This is a genomic window from Pseudomonas sp. LB-090624, assembly GCF_003205205.1.
Classification (GTDB): Bacteria; Pseudomonadota; Gammaproteobacteria; order Pseudomonadales; family Pseudomonadaceae; genus Aquipseudomonas.
In genome coordinates this window covers 60,101-76,395 of record NZ_QJRL01000019.1, presented here as the reverse complement: position 1 = coordinate 76,395, position 16,295 = coordinate 60,101, and the positions used below count along the sequence as shown (strand labels likewise).

Annotated in this window: 3 protein-coding genes; all 3 read right to left on the bottom strand. The window is 65.6% G+C overall.

The genetic code is table 11. The features are described 5' to 3' along the window. Positions 1-25 precede the first annotated feature (25 nt). Positions 26-2,518 carry a TonB-dependent receptor gene (locus DMX11_RS17625; RefSeq protein ID WP_110745664.1) on the bottom strand — a complete coding sequence of 831 codons (2,493 nt, stop codon included), beginning with the start codon at positions 2,516-2,518 and terminating at the stop codon, positions 26-28. 298 nt (positions 2,519-2,816) lie between these two features. Continuing rightward, positions 2,817-5,996, bottom strand: a complete 3,180-nt coding sequence (locus tag DMX11_RS17620) for an amino acid adenylation domain-containing protein (protein WP_110745663.1) — start codon at positions 5,994-5,996, stop codon at positions 2,817-2,819. Continuing rightward, a complete protein-coding gene (locus DMX11_RS17615) occupies positions 5,993-16,291 on the bottom strand; it encodes a non-ribosomal peptide synthetase (protein ID WP_110745662.1) in 10,299 nt (3,432 codons plus the stop codon). The genes DMX11_RS17620 and DMX11_RS17615 overlap by 4 nt, the downstream gene beginning before the upstream one ends. Positions 16,292-16,295 lie beyond the last annotated feature (4 nt).

Sequence of the window (16,295 nt, the reverse complement as noted above, 5' to 3'; positions counted from 1 at the left end):
CAAGATGGCCTGCGTGGCCCCAGGTTCAGAACTGTGGGGTGTATTTGACCGAGAACATGAAGTTGCGAGGGTCGCCGTAGTAGTTGTTGGCACTGACCGCAGCATACGACGGGATGTAGTACACCTTGTCGAAGATGTTGTTGAAGTTGACCGCCAGGCTGACTTCATCGCTGACCTTGTAACCAAGGCGCGCATTCCAGATGGTGAAGCCGGGCGAATCGAATTTGCGGTCGTAGGCAACGGTGCTGCTCTGGCTGTTGAAACCGCCGCCGACACTGAAGCGGCTGAAGTCACCAGGCAGGGTGTAGTCCGTCCACACCTTCACCGAGTGTTTAGGCGTCCAGGTGGAGAAGATCTTACCCTCGTAGGTGTTGTCCCTGAGGAACTTGGTGGTGTTGTAGACGTAACTGGCCGACGCTTGCAGGCCTGGCAGCACCTCACCGCTGATCTCCGCTTCAAGGCCTTGGCTACGCACTTTGCCAGACGCTGCCGAGCAGTTGGAGCCGCCACACAACGATTCGGTGTTCAGAATCGGCACCGCGCGGTTTTCATGGTCATAGCGGAACAGCGCGACGCTGGTATTGACCTGGCCGTCGTTGAGCTCGCCCTTCAAGCCCAGCTCGTAGTTGCTACCTGTGATCGGCTCGATCGTGGAACCACCCACGCCAATGGCACTCTGCGGGATGAAGACGTCGGCATAGCTGGCGTAGGCCGACCATTGCGGCGTCAATTCGTACACCAGGCCCGCGTAAGGGGTGACGACACCGTTGTTGGCCTTGGAGGCCGGGCTGTCGTACTGATGGACGCCGGCCTGATAGACCTGGGAATCGTAATCGTAGGAGTACCAGCTGGTACGCCCGCCCAGGATCAAGGTCAGCGGGTCGGTCAGCTTGACGCGCCAGGTACCGTAGATACCTTTCTGCACGATCGTGTACTGGCTGTCGGTACGCGTGCCACGGGCCGCCAGGCTGTCGTAGTTCTCGAAGGGCAAGTGGTTGTCGAGATCGAAAATGTTCGCCCCGGCGCTGCGCACCACCGCCATGGTGTTGTCGCTGGTAAAGCGTGAGTAGTTACCGCCGAACACCACTTCCTGGTCGAAGCCAAAACCGTTGAAGTCGCCATCGACGAACATGTCCAGGCCGCGGCTGTGGGAGTTGAAATCAGTGGCATAGCGCCAGTCGAACAAACCGGACCCATCGTTGGCCAGGCCGGTCGGCGCTACCACGTAGGCGTAGGTCATTTCGTTGCGCTCGTTGATCGCCACCGCCGCGGTCTTGAACTTCCAGTGGTCGTTGAAGCGGTGCTCGAGGTCGACATACAACGCCAGCTGCTCGGTCATGCCGCGGTTCCAGTCGGAGCCGGTGAAGGTCGAACGCGACAAGCCTACGTCCCGGCCATCACTGAAGCGCGGCAAACCCGCGACCATGGGCGTGAAACGCGTCTTGCGATCACTGATGCCGACACCGAGGGTGGTGTCTTCAGACAGGTCGAAGTCCAGCGCACCGTAGACCTTCTGCTCCCAGCCGCCCACATGGTCGATGAAAGAGTTGCGCGTATCGTAGTCGACCACAGCACGCCCACGGATGTTGCCCGCCTCGTTCAGCGGGCCGCCAACGTCAACCTGGGTGGCATAGTGGTCCCAGGAACCGGCCTGGGCGGTCAGGGTGACTGTCGGCTTGGCCTGGCCGCGCTTGCGCACGAAGTTGATCGCGCCACCGGGGCTGTTGGCCCCTTGCAGCAGCGCAGCGCCGCCACGCAGCAGTTCGACACGGTCATAGAATGCCGTGGGTTCCGTCAGGTAGCTGCCCAGCGCGTAGATGCCACGGGTCATGGGCACGCCATCGTACTGCAGCGAGTCGATCTCAAAGCCGCGCGAGGTGATGAAGCCGCCGGTACCCGGGCTTTTGGCGAAGGTCATGCCCGGCGCGTTGGCCAACAGCGTCGGCAAGTCGGTGATGTTCTGGTCATCCATGCGCTTGCGGGTCATCACCGTCACGCTCTGCGGGATGTCCTTGAGCTTGTGTTCGCTCTTGCCGATGGTGACGCCACCGGTGGTATACGAGTTGCTGCCTTCGGTGGTCACGCCCAGGGTGTTGCCCGTGATGTTGGTGGCGCCCAGTTCCAGCGCCGAGGACGCTGCCCGCTCACGCCGCACCAGGGTCAGGGTATTGCCGTCCAGGCTGTAGCTGACCGGCAGGCCGCGCAACAGTTGCGCCACTGCCGCGTCGACGGTGTAGCTGCCGCGCACTTCGTTGCCACGCAGGTCGGCCATTTCCGAGGCGTTGTAGATGAACTGCACATCGGCCTGCTCGCCAAGCGCACGCAAAGCGTTGGGCAGCGACTGGGCGGCGATGTCGAAGCTGACACCCTGAGCCCAGACCTGGGCGGCCACGGGCAGCATCAATGCGACGCCCAGCACCCCTTTGCCGAGCAACGCCCGTGATGAGCGGGCGCCGATGGAGCCGTACACGCAGAGCGCCTTGACCAATGGTTTGAACTCGAAAAATCCTGCTGGCATGGTATTTCTCTATTTATATCGTGTAATGAAATCGTCCCGCGCCTGCCAACGGCCCACTGGGCCGATCTGCCCATCCTCCCCCGGGCAGATCCCGCGACAGGCGCCTGACACGCAATTCAGAACGGCTGGCCACGCGTGGCTTTCAGCGCGCTCCTACATAAGACGCACCACTGCGTAAAATCCAGAATGAGAATTTTTTGCATTAGTACCTTCACGCGTGACGCTACGCAATTGGCACGGCGACACGGGGGGCTGCAATGAAAAATGCAGGGGCGGATGGGCCGCCCCTGAGGGATGCTCAGCGGCTCTTTTCCAGCAACCGGGTTTTTTCTTCGGGGCTCATGCTGTCGAGCCGCAAACGGGCCTGGGCCAGCTTGAGCAACTGGCCAGGGTTGGCTTCGCGTTCGCGCAGCGCCTGGGCAAGGGTAGCAACCGTAGGGTGGTCGAAAATGACACCCGGATTGACGTCGCACTGCAGCGACTTGCGGATACCGGCTGCCAGCTTGATGACCAGCAGCGAATGCCCGCCCAGCGCGAAAAAGTCCTGCTCGATACCTACCTGCTCCAGCCCCAGCAATTGCGCCATACGCTGTGCAATCACGGTTTCCAGTGCATCACGCGGGGCCTGCAAGCCCGCCGCAGGTTCACTGCCCACTTGCCGCAACGCTTGCCGATCGAGCTTGCCGTTACCCAGGCGCGGCAGACGCGGCAGCGCCTGCAGGGTACGCGGCAACATCACCGCCGGCAGTTGCCGGGCAAGGTGCTCGCGGATCGCGTCAAGGGCAGCCGGCGTGGCCGCGTCGCGCAGGCCGACGTAGGCGCTCAGCGTTTCGCCGTCGCACACCACCGCTGCCTCGACCACCTCAGGGGCGCCCGACAGCTGCGCCTCGATCTCGGCCAGTTCGATGCGAAAGCCGCGTATCTTCACCTGATGGTCGCGCCGCCCCTGCAGCTCGATGGCACCGTCCGGACGATAGCGCGCCAGGTCGCCGGTGCGGTAAAGCCGCTCGCCTGCCACGAACGGGCTCTCGACGAAAGCCGGCTGGTCACCCTGCACCTCTTGCAGGTAACCGCGGCACACCTGCTGCCCACCAATGTACAGTTCGCCCAGCACGCCGGTGACCGCCAACTGCACGTGTTGATCCAGCACATAGACCTGGTTGTTAGGCAATACCTGCGACAACCCGAGGGTACCTGTGGGCACCGCCCGCACCGGGTGCACCATGACCCCGACCGTGGTTTCGGTCGGGCCATAATGGTTGAACAGTCGGCAGTCCGGGCGAATCTGCAACAGGCGCTGCAGCAACGTCGCATTTGGGGCTTCGCCACCCAGGATGACCGTTGCCGGCAATACCGGTGCCTTCGACTCCAGCAAAGCGCTCAGGTGCGACGGCACGATCTTCAGGCAGTCGATGGCCTGCTGCTCGATGTACGCAGCGAACAGTTCGGCATCCTTCATCACCTCGTCGGCAGCTACGTGCAGTGTCGCGCCCACATGCAAGGCAGCGAACAGCGTGGTATGGCCAAGGTCGGCCGACACGGTCGAGCCGAAGGCGAAGTGACGGCAGTGTTCCAGCGCCAGCGTGTGGCACACGCCTGCGGTGTAGTTCAGCAGTTGCCGGTGCTCGATCACCACCCCTTTTGGGGTGCCTGTCGAGCCCGAGGTGAACAGGACATAGGCGGCATCGCTGGCGCTGGCTGCATGCGGTTGCAGCGGTGCAGTGTCAACCGCCAGCAGGTACAGGCTGTCAAGGCTCAGCGCCGCTATGCCCTGCTCACGCAGGCTGGCCACCGCTGCCGGTTCGACCAGCACCTGCGTCGCCCCGGCCTGTGTCATCAGGCGCACCTGCCGGGCAACGGGCCAGTGCGGCTCAAGCGCCAGGTAGGCCGCGCCGACGCGCCAACTGGCCAACATCGCCACGACCCAGTCCAGCGAGCGCGGCAACGCCAGTGCCAGCACCGCCCCGGGTTGCACGCCGGCCTGCTGCAGCGCCAGCGCCAGGCGCTGCACCGCCTGCTCCAGCTGGGCATAACTCAGGCCCGAGTCCCCCGCGACCAGCGCCAGCGCGTCGGGGCTGTCGATTGCCCACTGGCTGATCCGTGCCGCCAGCGACGCCGCACCCAGTGGTTGTGGCGCAGGGTTGATCGACAACAGGCGCTGGCGCTCGGCTTCACCCAGCAGGTTCAACTGCCGCAGCGGGCGGTCCGGTGCCTGGGCGATGCTGCGCAGCAATTCGATGTACTGTTCCAGCAGGCCTTGCATGCCGCGGGCACTGTAGCGCCCGGCCAGGTAATCCAGGCTCACGGTAATCGGTTGGTCAGCACCCGCCGCAGGGCAGATGCGCAGCTGCAGCTCGATGCCCGCCGGCAGGCGTGGCGCCAGTAGTTCGCCCTGCCAGCACAGCCCGCCAGCAACCTGCGGCGCCAGCGCCGGAGTAGTGGAAAACGCCACGGTCGGCACGGCTGTGGGTACCCATTCCGGGACCCAGTACTCCTGCCACGTCCCATGCTGCTCCAGCAGTGCCCCCAGCGTTGCCAGATGCTCGCCGAAAGTGGCTCGTTCAGCCCACTGCAGGTACACCGGCAAGCACTTGCTGAACGACCCCGCACTGGCTGCGAAGTAGTCATAATCCTGTCGCGCATCGTGCTGCCAGGCGCCCAACAACCGGTTGCTATCGCCAAGCCGGCCGAGCAAGCCCCACCACGCCGCCTGCAGCAGGGTATCCAGGCTGACCTGACGGGCTGCGGCCAACTGCTGCAACTGCCCCTGCAAGCCCAGCGGCAGGCTGACCTGGTGATGCGCCTGGTGTGTCGCTGGCTGGTCCTGACGGTAGGCTGGCCACGGCGCGCTCATGCCCTGCGCCGTTGGCATCAGGTGCCCTTGCCAGTAGCCGCGGGCTGCCGCTGCATCCTCATCCTGGGCTACCTCGGCACGCCACTCCAGGTACTGGCCGAAGGCTTCGGGCAGGTCTTCATCCAGCCCGCTTGGCGTGTTGTCATACAGGGCCAACAGGTCCCGGTACAGCATGGCCATGCCAGCCCCATCGCCAGCGAAGCCCGCCACGCCCAGCCACAACTGCCAGTGCCCGGCATCGGCGGCAGGTACCAGCAAGGCCTGTGCAGCTGGCAGCTGGTCGATGTCGAAGCGCTGCTGCAGCCAAGGCTCAAGCAGTGCCGCCCCCTGCGCATCGGCCTGCACCGCCAACTGAAGGGCTGGCTGGCGAGCACCGATGAACTGGCGCAGGCCACGGTATCCCGAAGCAGTGCCCAGGCGCCCGGCCAATATCGGGTGGCGCTCGACCAGGCGCACAAGCGCCTGGCTCAGACGCGCCGGGTCCGGCCTGCCCTGAATGCAGACCTTCAGCAACGTCGCGGCCTGTGACCAGCCCGGGCGGGCGGGCAAGGCGTCGAGCCAGTGTTGCTGGTCGACGGTCAGGGCAAAACCGATATCCTCGGCCTGGTCTACGTAACTGTTCATTCCTCGCCCCCCTCGGTCGCCATCACTTGCATGGCCGCAGCCGCCTCCAGCGCGGCCCGGTCGAACATGTCGCCCATCGCCACGACGATCTTGCGCGGCCCCTCGTACGGGTCACGGGCATGCGCCGCCAGCATGTTGTCGACCAGGATCACGTCGCCTTTCTGCCATTGGAACCGCACGGCACAGGCTTCATACAGCTCGCCGATCAGTTGCATGTCCTGGTCGGGGATCGGCGAACCATCGCCGAAGTACACATGCCGTGGCATGCGCTCCAGGCCGAACATGGCCAGCAGGTCTTCGCGTGCATCGGGCTCCAGCCAATAGATGTGGTGCAACTGCACCTGGTTGAAGAACGAACGTGCGCCGGTGATCGGGTGCGTGATGATTGCCGGGCAGCGGGTGCGGGTCTGCAACTCGTCGTTGTCCAGCCAGCGCCATTCGATGCCAGCGGCACGGCAACGGGCCTCGACCTCGGCGCGGTCATCGGTGCGGAAGAAATGCTGCCATGGCACATCGAGCTTGTCGGCGAACGTGCGCACGTAAAGCAGCCCTTGGTCCTCGAGGGTCTGCCGCAGCGCCTGCGGCAGCCTTTCGTACATCAGGCGGCAGTCGACTACCGGGGTAGCACCGCCGACCGGCGAAGGCTGCTCGCAATAGAACATCTGCTTGCGCGGCCAGCTGTCCTGGTGCGCACTCTCGTTATGGAACAGGATCATTTTCTTTTCCGGATACGGCGTGGAGCGGTAGGTGTTCTTGCCCCCCTCCTTCTTCGGCAGGTCACCGTATTGACCGTAAAGCCCCGGCTGGACAGCTTCAGCGAATGCTTCGAACCCCTGGATGCCATCCAGGGCAAAGCCGCGGAACAGGATCCCGGCATGCTCGCCCAGCTTGCGTTCGACCAGCGGCCGGTTGTTACGCACCCACTCGATCAGGTCGATCGATGCATCGCCGGGCTCGACAAGCAACGGGAACAGCTGGCCTGGCACCAGCAGCGACTCGCGCACCGCAGCCCGTGGCGGTGCAGCTGCAGTGGCGCCGGCAGAGCGCTTGAGGAATTTGCCCAGCTTGTCGGCCTTGCTGGCCGGGGCGCTTACCGGTGTGCTGCCGGCCAGGCCGCCACCCTGTAATGGAACGTTCATCGCTTGCCACCTCGTATCCTGAACACTGACGATCTGTTCGAGCATCGCGATCCATGCGCTGACGAGTCGCTGGATATGCTCTTGCCTGAAAAGCGTTGTCGCAAACTGCCAGTTGCCACTGAGCTGCCCGGCCTCCTGTTCGATGAACAGGGCCATGTCGAACTTCGAATACAGCGCCGGGGCGGGCAGCGCCTGCACGGTAATGTCGGCCAGGGCTTCGCTGCGTACGGGCAGGTTGTTCATCACGAACAGCACCTGCACCAGCGGGTTCATGCCGCGCACCCGCGGGGCGCCATGGGCCTCGACGATCATGTCGAACGGCAGGTCCTGATGCTCCAGGGCCGCGAGCAAGGTGCGCTGGGTGCCCTGCACGAAGTCACCGAAGGCCAGCCCGTCGCTCACCCTGGAACGCAGCGGCAACACATTGACGAAGAAGCCGATCAGGCCTTCCAGTTCGCTGTGCTGCCGGCCTGCGGTGTCGGCCCCGACCAGTACGTCGTGGGCACCGCTGGTCTGGTGCATCAACCACTGGAACGCTGCCAGCAGCGTGCTGTACAGGGTCACCCCGGCCTTGGCCGCGAACTGGCCAAGCGCATCGGTCAATGCCGGCGACAGGCTGAAGTCCACCGCACCGCCGGCATGGGAGGCCTGCTCGCTGCGCGGCTGCTCCAGTGGCAGCTCAAGGCGGCCGGTATGGCCGGCCAAGGCCTGCTGCCAGTAGTTTGCCTGGCGCTGCAGCTCACCCGCCTGCTCGAGGGCCTGCTGCCACAAGGCAAAGTCTGAATACTGCAGCGGTAACGGCGCCAAAAGGTGGGTCTGCCCTGGGGCGCTGTGACGGTAGATTTCAACCAGGTCGCGGACCAGCACGCCCATCGACCAGCCATCGGAGATGATGTGGTGCATGGCGAAGAACAGCACATGTTCCTGGTCTGCCAGGCGCGCCAGACGGCAGCGCAACAACGGCGCATGCTCCAGTGCAATCGGTGTGCTGGCGTTGGCCAGGGTGGCGTCGGCAATGCACCGTTGCTGCTCCTGCGGGCTGAACCCGGACCAGTCGTCGAGGGCGATATCCACCTCGATCCGGTCGGCAATCAGCGCCAGCGGATCACCCTCGTCGTCCTGCACGTAGGCCGTACGCAACACTTCATGTCGCTGCGCCAGCGCGTTCAGGCTGTTGCGCAACACCTCGACCTGCAGCGGCCCTTGCAGGCGCAGGGCCAATGGCATGCCGTAAGCAGCGCTGCCCCCGGACAATTGCTCGGCAACCCACAAGCGCCGCTGCATCAACGACAACGGTGCGGTGGTTTTTTCGCCATGGGCCAATAGCTCGACACCGTGCGCGGTCGCAGCCTTGCCAGCGCCGCCGAGCGCTGCCAGCAGGCGCTCCAGCACCGGGTGATCGAACAGGTCACGCAACGTCACTTGCACACCCGGCAGCTTGCGCATCCGCGATACCGCCTGGGTGGCCAGCAACGAGTGCCCACCCAGCTCGAAGAAGTGGTCGCCAAGGCCCACCCGCTCAAGGCCGAGCACCTCCTGCCAGATACCCGCAACGTGCTGCTCGAGCGCGGTTTGCGGCGCCCGGTAGGCCTGCTGCAGGGCGCTGTTGTCGGGCTTGGGCAACGCCTTGCGGTCGAGCTTGCCGTTGGCCGTCACCGGCCAGGCCTGCACCTGCAGGATGTGCGTCGGCACCATGTAGTCCGGCAGGCTGCCCTTGAGCTGTTCGCGAAGGCTGTCGCGCAGTTCGGCGGCGTCCACTGCCATGCCCTGCTCTTCGGCCAGTACGTAGGCCACCAGCTGCTGGCCATGGCCGCTGTCCTGGGCCAGCACCACCGCCTCGCGCACCTGCGGGTGCTCCAGCACCCGTGCCTCGATTTCACCCAGTTCGATACGCAGCCCGCGCACCTTCACCTGATGGTCGATTCGCCCGCAGTACTCGATCACCCCGCTGTCGCGGTAGCGCGCCAAATCCCCGGTGCGGTACAGCCGCTGGCCGTGGCTGCCGAACGGGTCGGGCACGAAACGCTCGGCCGTCAGCGACGGGCGACGATGGTAACCACGCGCCAGGCCCTGGCCACCGAGCATCAGCTCGCCCATGGCCACCTGGGGCAAGGCTTCGAACGCCGGGCCAAGGATGTGCGTGTACAGGTTGGCGATCGGCTGGCCGATCGGCACGCTGTCACGCCCTTCGTCGACACAGGTCCAGTGGGTGACGTCGATCGCTGCCTCGGTCGGCCCGTACAGGTTGTGCAGGCGGGCACCGGGCAGGTGGCTGAACACCTGCTGCTGGGTGTCCACCGCCAGCGCCTCGCCGCTGCAGATCACCTGCCGCACGCTGTGGCAGCGCTGCAGGCCCGGCTCGCGGACGAACACCTGCAGCATCGACGGCACGAAGTGCAAGGTGGTGACCTGGTGGCGCTCGATGGTGTCGATCAGCCGCTCCGGCTCGCGATGCTCCCCCGGCGCCGCCAGGGCCAGCCGTGCACCGGTCATCAGTGGCCAGAAGAACTCCCACACCGACACGTCAAAACTGAACGGGGTTTTCTGCAACACCGTGTCGGCGCTGTCCAGCGCATACGCCTGCTGCATCCACGCCAGCCGGTTGTACAGCGCCAGGTGGCGGTTGCCGGCGCCTTTCGGCCGCCCGGTCGAGCCGGAGGTATAGATCACGTAGGCCAGGTTCTCGGGGTGCAGCCGGCACGCCGGCACCTGCCGCGCGTAACCGCCCAGTTCGCCGGGCTGGTCCAGCAAAAGGACCTGCCCGGCAAACGCCGGCAGCTGCTCGCGCAGGTGGGCCTGGGTCAGCAGCAGTTCGATGCCGCTGTCTTCGAACATGTAGGCCAGCCGCTCGGCCGGGTAGTCCGGGTCCAGCGGTACATAGGCGGCGCCGGCTTTAAGGATCGCCAGCAGGCCAACGACCATTTCCAGCGAGCGCTCGGCGGCGATACCCACCAGGCTTTCCGGGCCGACACCCTGTTCGATCAGCTTGTGCGCCCACTGGCTGGACAGCTCGCTCAACGCCCGGTAGCTCATGCGCTGGTCGCCGAACAGCAGTGCCGTGGCGTCCGGCTGACGACGCGCCTGCGCCTCGAACAGCTGGTGCACGCGCCAGTCGCCGGGGTAGTCGGTGGCGGTGTCGTTAAGGTCGTGCAGCACCGCTTGCGCCTGCTGCGGGCTCAGCATCGGCAACTCGCCCAACGCCGTTTCGGCGCTGCTCTCAAGCATCTGCTGCAACACCTGCAACAGGTGCTCGCCAAGTTGCTCGGCCAACCGGGCACTGAACCGTGCCCGATCGGCTTTCAACTGCAGCGACAGGTGCGTACCCAGGTTCACCACCAGCGTCAGCGGGTAGTTGGTCTGTTCGTGGTTCGCCACCTCACCAAACACCAGGCTGCTGGTGGTATCGGCCTGCAGCGCTTCGGACACCGGGTAGTTCTCGAACACCAGGATGCTGTCGAACAGCGCTTCGCCGCCCTGCCCGGCCCAGCGCTGGATATCGAACAATGGCGTGTGATCGTACTCACGCAGGGCGATGTTCAGCGCCTGCACGGTGTCCAGCCAGTCACCCAGCGCTTGCTCCGGGCGGGGGCTGGCAATGACCGGCAAGGTATTGATGAACAGGCCGATCTGCTGCTCGATGCCCTTGAGTTCGGCCGGCCGCCCAGCCGTGGTCGCGCCAAAGGCGACGCAGGCCTGGCCGGTATAGCGCTGCAGCACCAGCAGCCAGGCCGCTTGCACCACGGTATTGAGGGTGACCTTGCGCTCACGGGCAAAGGCGTCCAGGCGGGCGGTCTGCCGGGCATCCAGTTGCTGCACCCGCTCGACCTGCCCCTGCCCTTCACTACCGGCTGCCCAGTCCGTGGCCCTGGCCAGCAAAGTGGGTGCATCCAGGTCTTGCAACTGGCGGGTCCAGAACGCCTGGCGGGCGGCGCCATCCTGGCGCTGCAGCCAGGCGATATAGTCACGGAAACGCCCCGGCCCTTGCTCTGGCACGCTGCCATGGTAGCGCTGCAGCACCTCGCCCAGCAGCCGGGTATTGCTCCAGCCATCCATCAGGATGTGGTGGCTGGTGTAGATCAGGTGATAACGCTGCGCATCCAGGCGAATCAGGGTCAGGCGCAACAGCGGCGGCCGGACCAGGTCGAAGCCGGCCGCGCGGTCTGCAGCAGCGAACGCCTCCAGCGCATCGGCAAGGTCGTCACGGCCACGCCAGTCATGCACCGCGAACGGCAATTGCGCCTCGCGCTGAATGATCTGCAACGGGCTGGCCAGCTCACCCCAGATGAAGCTGCCACGCAGCAGGTCATGGCAGTCGACTGCCGCTTGCCAGGCCGCACGGAAGCGCTCGGGATCCACGCCAGTCACATCGACCCGCAGCTGGTTGATGTAATCCCCGCCCTGCTGCAGCAGCGTATGGAACATCATGCCTTGCTGCATGGGTGAAAGCGGGAAGATGTCTTCGACCATCGCTGGCGGCAGCGGCAGGCTGTCGAGCTGGGCCTGGGTCAGGCCGGCCAGCGGAAAGTCCGACGGGGTCATACCGGCGTGTTCGCGCTGGCAGCAGTGTTCGACCAGGGCGCGCAGCTCGTGGCTGTATTCATCGGCCAGGCGCTGCACGGTGGCGACTTCGAACATCTCGCTGCTGAAGGTCCAGCCCAGGCTCAGCTCACCGGCGTAGACCTGGCCATTGAGCGTCAGCCAGTTACCCAATGGCGCGTCCAGGCTTTGCTCATCGCCTTTGGGGTCTGCGCAGGGCACCAGCAGCGCCTGCTCATCGGTTGCCAGGTGGCCATCCAGCTGGCCCAGATAGTTGAAGGTGATGCGCGGCACCGGCAAGGCACGCAGGCACTCACGGCTGGCAGCGTCTGCCAGGTAGCGCAGCACACCATAGCCAATGCCCTTTTCGGGCACGGCGCGCAGCTGTTCCTTGACCTGCTTGATCGACCCATCCAGCGTTGCCGCCGGGCTCAGCCGCAGCGGGAACAGGCTGGTGAACCAGCCGACCGTGCGGCCCAGGTCGAGGTTGTCGAACAGGGCTTCGCGCCCGTGCCCTTCCAGTTCGATCAGCGTCGAGGGTTCGCCGCTCCAGCGGCAGATTACCCGCGCAAGCGCAGTCAGCAGCAGGTCGTTGACCTGGGTACGATAAGCGGCCGGGGCCTGCTGCAACAGCTGTCGGGTCAGCGCCCCGTCCAGGTGGCTGTAGACCGTGTGGGCGTACCGGTTGCTCAGGGCGCCAGCGCTGTTGTCCTGCGGCAGGCTGCCGCTGGCATGGCTCAACTGCGCCTGCCAATAGCTCAGTTCGGCCTGCAACGTGTCGCTGCCGGCGTAGGCCTGCAGCTGTTCGGCCCAGGCCCTGAAGGCACTGGTCTTGGCGGGCAACTGTGGCACCTGCCCGGCCGCACACTGTTGGTAGGCCCGGTGCAAGTCCTCCAGCAGAATACGCCAGGACACCCCATCGACGACCAGATGGTGGATCGCCAGTAACAGGCGCTGACTGCCGTCCGCCAAGGTTGCCAGCACCGCGCGCAGCATCGGCCCATCGGCCAGGTTGAGGCTGCGCTGGGCCTCGGTGCCCAATGCCTTTAGCTCACCGGCATCGGCCAGTGTCGCGCACCATAGCAAAGGTGGCTGTACCTTTCCGGCAGGACGGTAGCTGGCCTGCCATTGCCCACCAACCTCGACGAAGCTCAGGCGCAGGCTGTCGTGGTGCGTGACCAAGGCCTGCAGCGCCTGCTCCAGTGCCTGAGCATCAAGCGCCTGCAACGGGCGGAACAGCACCGACTGGTTCCACTGCTGGCGTTCGGCAATGGCTGTGTCGAAGAAGGCATGCTGCACCGCCAGCAGCGGTGTGGGCCCGTGCAATGGGCGCTGGTCGGCCTCTGCCGCACACCCCACCTGGGCGACTGCGGCCAGGTCTTGTACCGTCTGGTGCTGGAACAGGTCCTTGGTGGTGAAGCGGATGCCCGCCTGGCGGGCGCGGCTGACCACCTGGATCGAGACGATCGAGTCGCCACCGAGGGTGAAGAAGTTGTCGCTGCGGCCGACCCGCTCCAGCTTGAGCAGGTCCTGCCAGATCGCCGCGATCTGCTGTTCCAGCAGACCTTGCGGTGCACTGTAGGCCTGCTGCAGGGCGCTGTTGTCGGGCTTGGGCAAGGCCTTGCGGTCGAGCTTGCCGTTGGCCGTCACCGGCCAGGCCTGCACCTGCAGGATGTGCGTCGGCACCATGTAGTCCGGCAGGCTGCCCTTGAGCTGTTCGCGAAGGCTGTCGCGCAGTTCGGCGGCGTCCACTGCCATGCCCTGCTCTTCGGCCAGTACGTAGGCCACCAGCTGCTGGCCATGGCCGCTGTCCTGGGCCAGCACCACCGCCTCGCGCACCTGCGGGTGCTCCAGCACCCGTGCCTCGATTTCACCCAGTTCGATACGCAGCCCGCGCACCTTCACCTGATGGTCGATTCGCCCGCAGTACTCGATCACCCCGCTGTCGCGGTAGCGCGCCAAATCCCCGGTGCGGTACAGCCGCTGGCCGTGGCTGCCGAACGGGTCGGGCACGAAACGCTCGGCCGTCAGCGACGGGCGACGATGGTAACCACGCGCCAGGCCCTGGCCACCGAGCATCAGCTCGCCCATGGCCACCTGGGGCAAGGCTTCGAACGCCGGGCCAAGGATGTGCGTGTACAGGTTGGCGATCGGCTGGCCGATCGGCACGCTGTCACGCCCTTCGTCGACACAGGTCCAGTGGGTGACGTCGATCGCTGCCTCGGTCGGCCCGTACAGGTTGTGCAGGCGGGCACCGGGCAGGTGGCTGAACACCTGCTGCTGGGTGTCCACCGCCAGCGCCTCGCCGCTGCAGATCACCTGCCGCACGCTGTGGCAGCGCTGCAGGCCCGGCTCGCGGACGAACACCTGCAGCATCGACGGCACGAAATGCAAGGTGGTCACCTGGTGGCGCTCGATGGTGTCGATCAGCCGCTCCGGCTCGCGATGCTCCCCCGGCGCCGCCAGGGCCAGCCGTGCACCGGTCATCAGCGGCCAGAAGAACTCCCACACCGACACGTCAAAACTGAACGGGGTCTTCTGCAACACCGTGTCGGCGCTGTCCAGCGCATACGCCTGCTGCATCCATGCCAGCCGGTTGTACAACGCCAGGTGGCGGTTGCCGGCGCCTTTCGGCCGCCCGGTCGAGCCGGAGGTGTAGATGACGTAGGCCAGGTTCTCCGGGTGCAGCCGGCACGCCGGCACCTGCCGCGCGTAACCGCCCAGCTCGCCGGGCTGGTCCAGCAGCAGCACCTGCCCGGCAAACGCCGGCAGCTGCTCGCGCAAGTGCGCCTGGGTCAGCAGCAGCTCGATGCCGCTGTCTTCGAACATGTAGGCCAGCCGCTCGGCCGGGTAGTCCGGGTCCAGCGGTACATAGGCGGCGCCAGCTTTAAGGATCGCCAATAGGCCAACGACCATTTCCAGCGAACGCTCGGCGGCGATACCCACCAGGCTTTCCGGGCCGACACCCTGCTCGATCAGCTTGTGCGCCCACTGGCTGGACAGCTCGCTCAACGCCCGGTAGCTCATGCGCTGGTCGCCGAACAGCAGTGCCGTGGCGTCCGGCTGGCGACGCGCCTGCGCCTCGAACAGCTGGTGCACGCGCCAGTCGCCGGGGTAGTCGGTGGCGGTGTCGTTAAGGTCGTGCAGCACCGCTTGCGTCTGCTGCGGGCTCAGCATCGGCAACTCGCCCACCGGCTGTTGCGGCTGGGCTACCACACTGTGCAACAGGTGCTGCCAATGCTGCCCCATGCGCTCGACGCTTGGCGCGTCGAACAGGTCGGTGGCGTAGGTCAGCGATGCCCACAGGCCATCCGCGGTCTCGACCGTGTCCAGGGTCAGGTCGAACTGGGCGTTCACTTCTTCCCACGCCAGCAGTTCCACGCTCAAGCCTGGCAGCTGTGTGGCCCCTGGCAGCCGGCGCTCGGCGCTGCGATGGTTGAACATGACCTGGAACAACGGGCTGCGGTTCAGGCTCCGCTCGACCTGCAGGGCATCCACCAACTGCTCGAAGGGCAAGTCCTGGTGCGCCTGGGCCTCCAGCGCAGTGGCCTTGACCTGCTGCAACAGGCGCACGAACGGTTGGTGCGTATCGATTTCAGCCTTGTGCACCTGAGTATTGACGAAGAAGCCGATCAGGCCTTCGGTTTCCTTGCGGGTGCGGTTGGCGACCGGCACGCCGACGCGGATGTCCGACTGCCCGGTATAGCGGTGCAACAGGCACTGGAAGGTCGCCAGCAACAGCATGAACAGGGTCACCCCTTCGCGCCGTGCCAGTTGCCGCAGGCCTTCGGCCAGTACCGGGCTCAGCGGCAGGTCGATGCGGGCGCCGCGGTAGCTGCTGTGCAACGGCCGCGGGCGATCAGCGGGCAGCGCCAGCACAGGCTGCTCACCGCCCAGCTGGGCGGTCCAGTAGGCTAGCTGGCGCTGCCGTTCACCGCCATCCATCCATTGGCGCTGCCAGGCGGCATAGTCGGCGTACTGGATCGGCAACGCCGGCAGGCTGGCAGGCTGGCCGCTGCTGTACGCGCGATACAGGTGCACCAGCTCCTGCACCATCAGCGCCAGCGACCAGCCATCCGAAACAATGTGGTGCTGGGTGATCAGCAACACATGATCGTCCGGCCCCAGGCACAGCAGGCTGGCTCTCAGGAGCGGGCCCTGGGCCAGGTCGAACGGCTGGCGGATTTCTTCGGTGATACAGGTGCGCAGCCGCGCCGCCCGGTCCTCGCCAGGCGCCAGGGCCAGGGTGTGCCTGGCAATGCTCACCGGCGCGGGGGCATGGATCACTGGCGTGGTGCGCTCACTGTCAGTGGCGAAGGTGGTGCGCAGCGACTCGTGGCGCGCCACCAGCGCATCGAAGCTTTGCTGCAGGGCAGTCAGGTCCAGTGTGCCACGCAGGTTCAGCGCACTGGGCAGGTGATAGGCGGCGCTGTCTGGCTCAAGGTGCCAAAGAAACAGCTGCCGCTCCTGGGCGAAGGACAGCGAAAGCGGCTCGGTCGGATCGCGTCGAAAAACAGGTGCCACGCTGTACAGATCGACACCTTGCTGCTTGAGCAGCACTGCCAGCGCCTTGCGTTGCTTTGCCGACAGTGTTGCTACCGATTCGATTAACTTTTGCACGCCC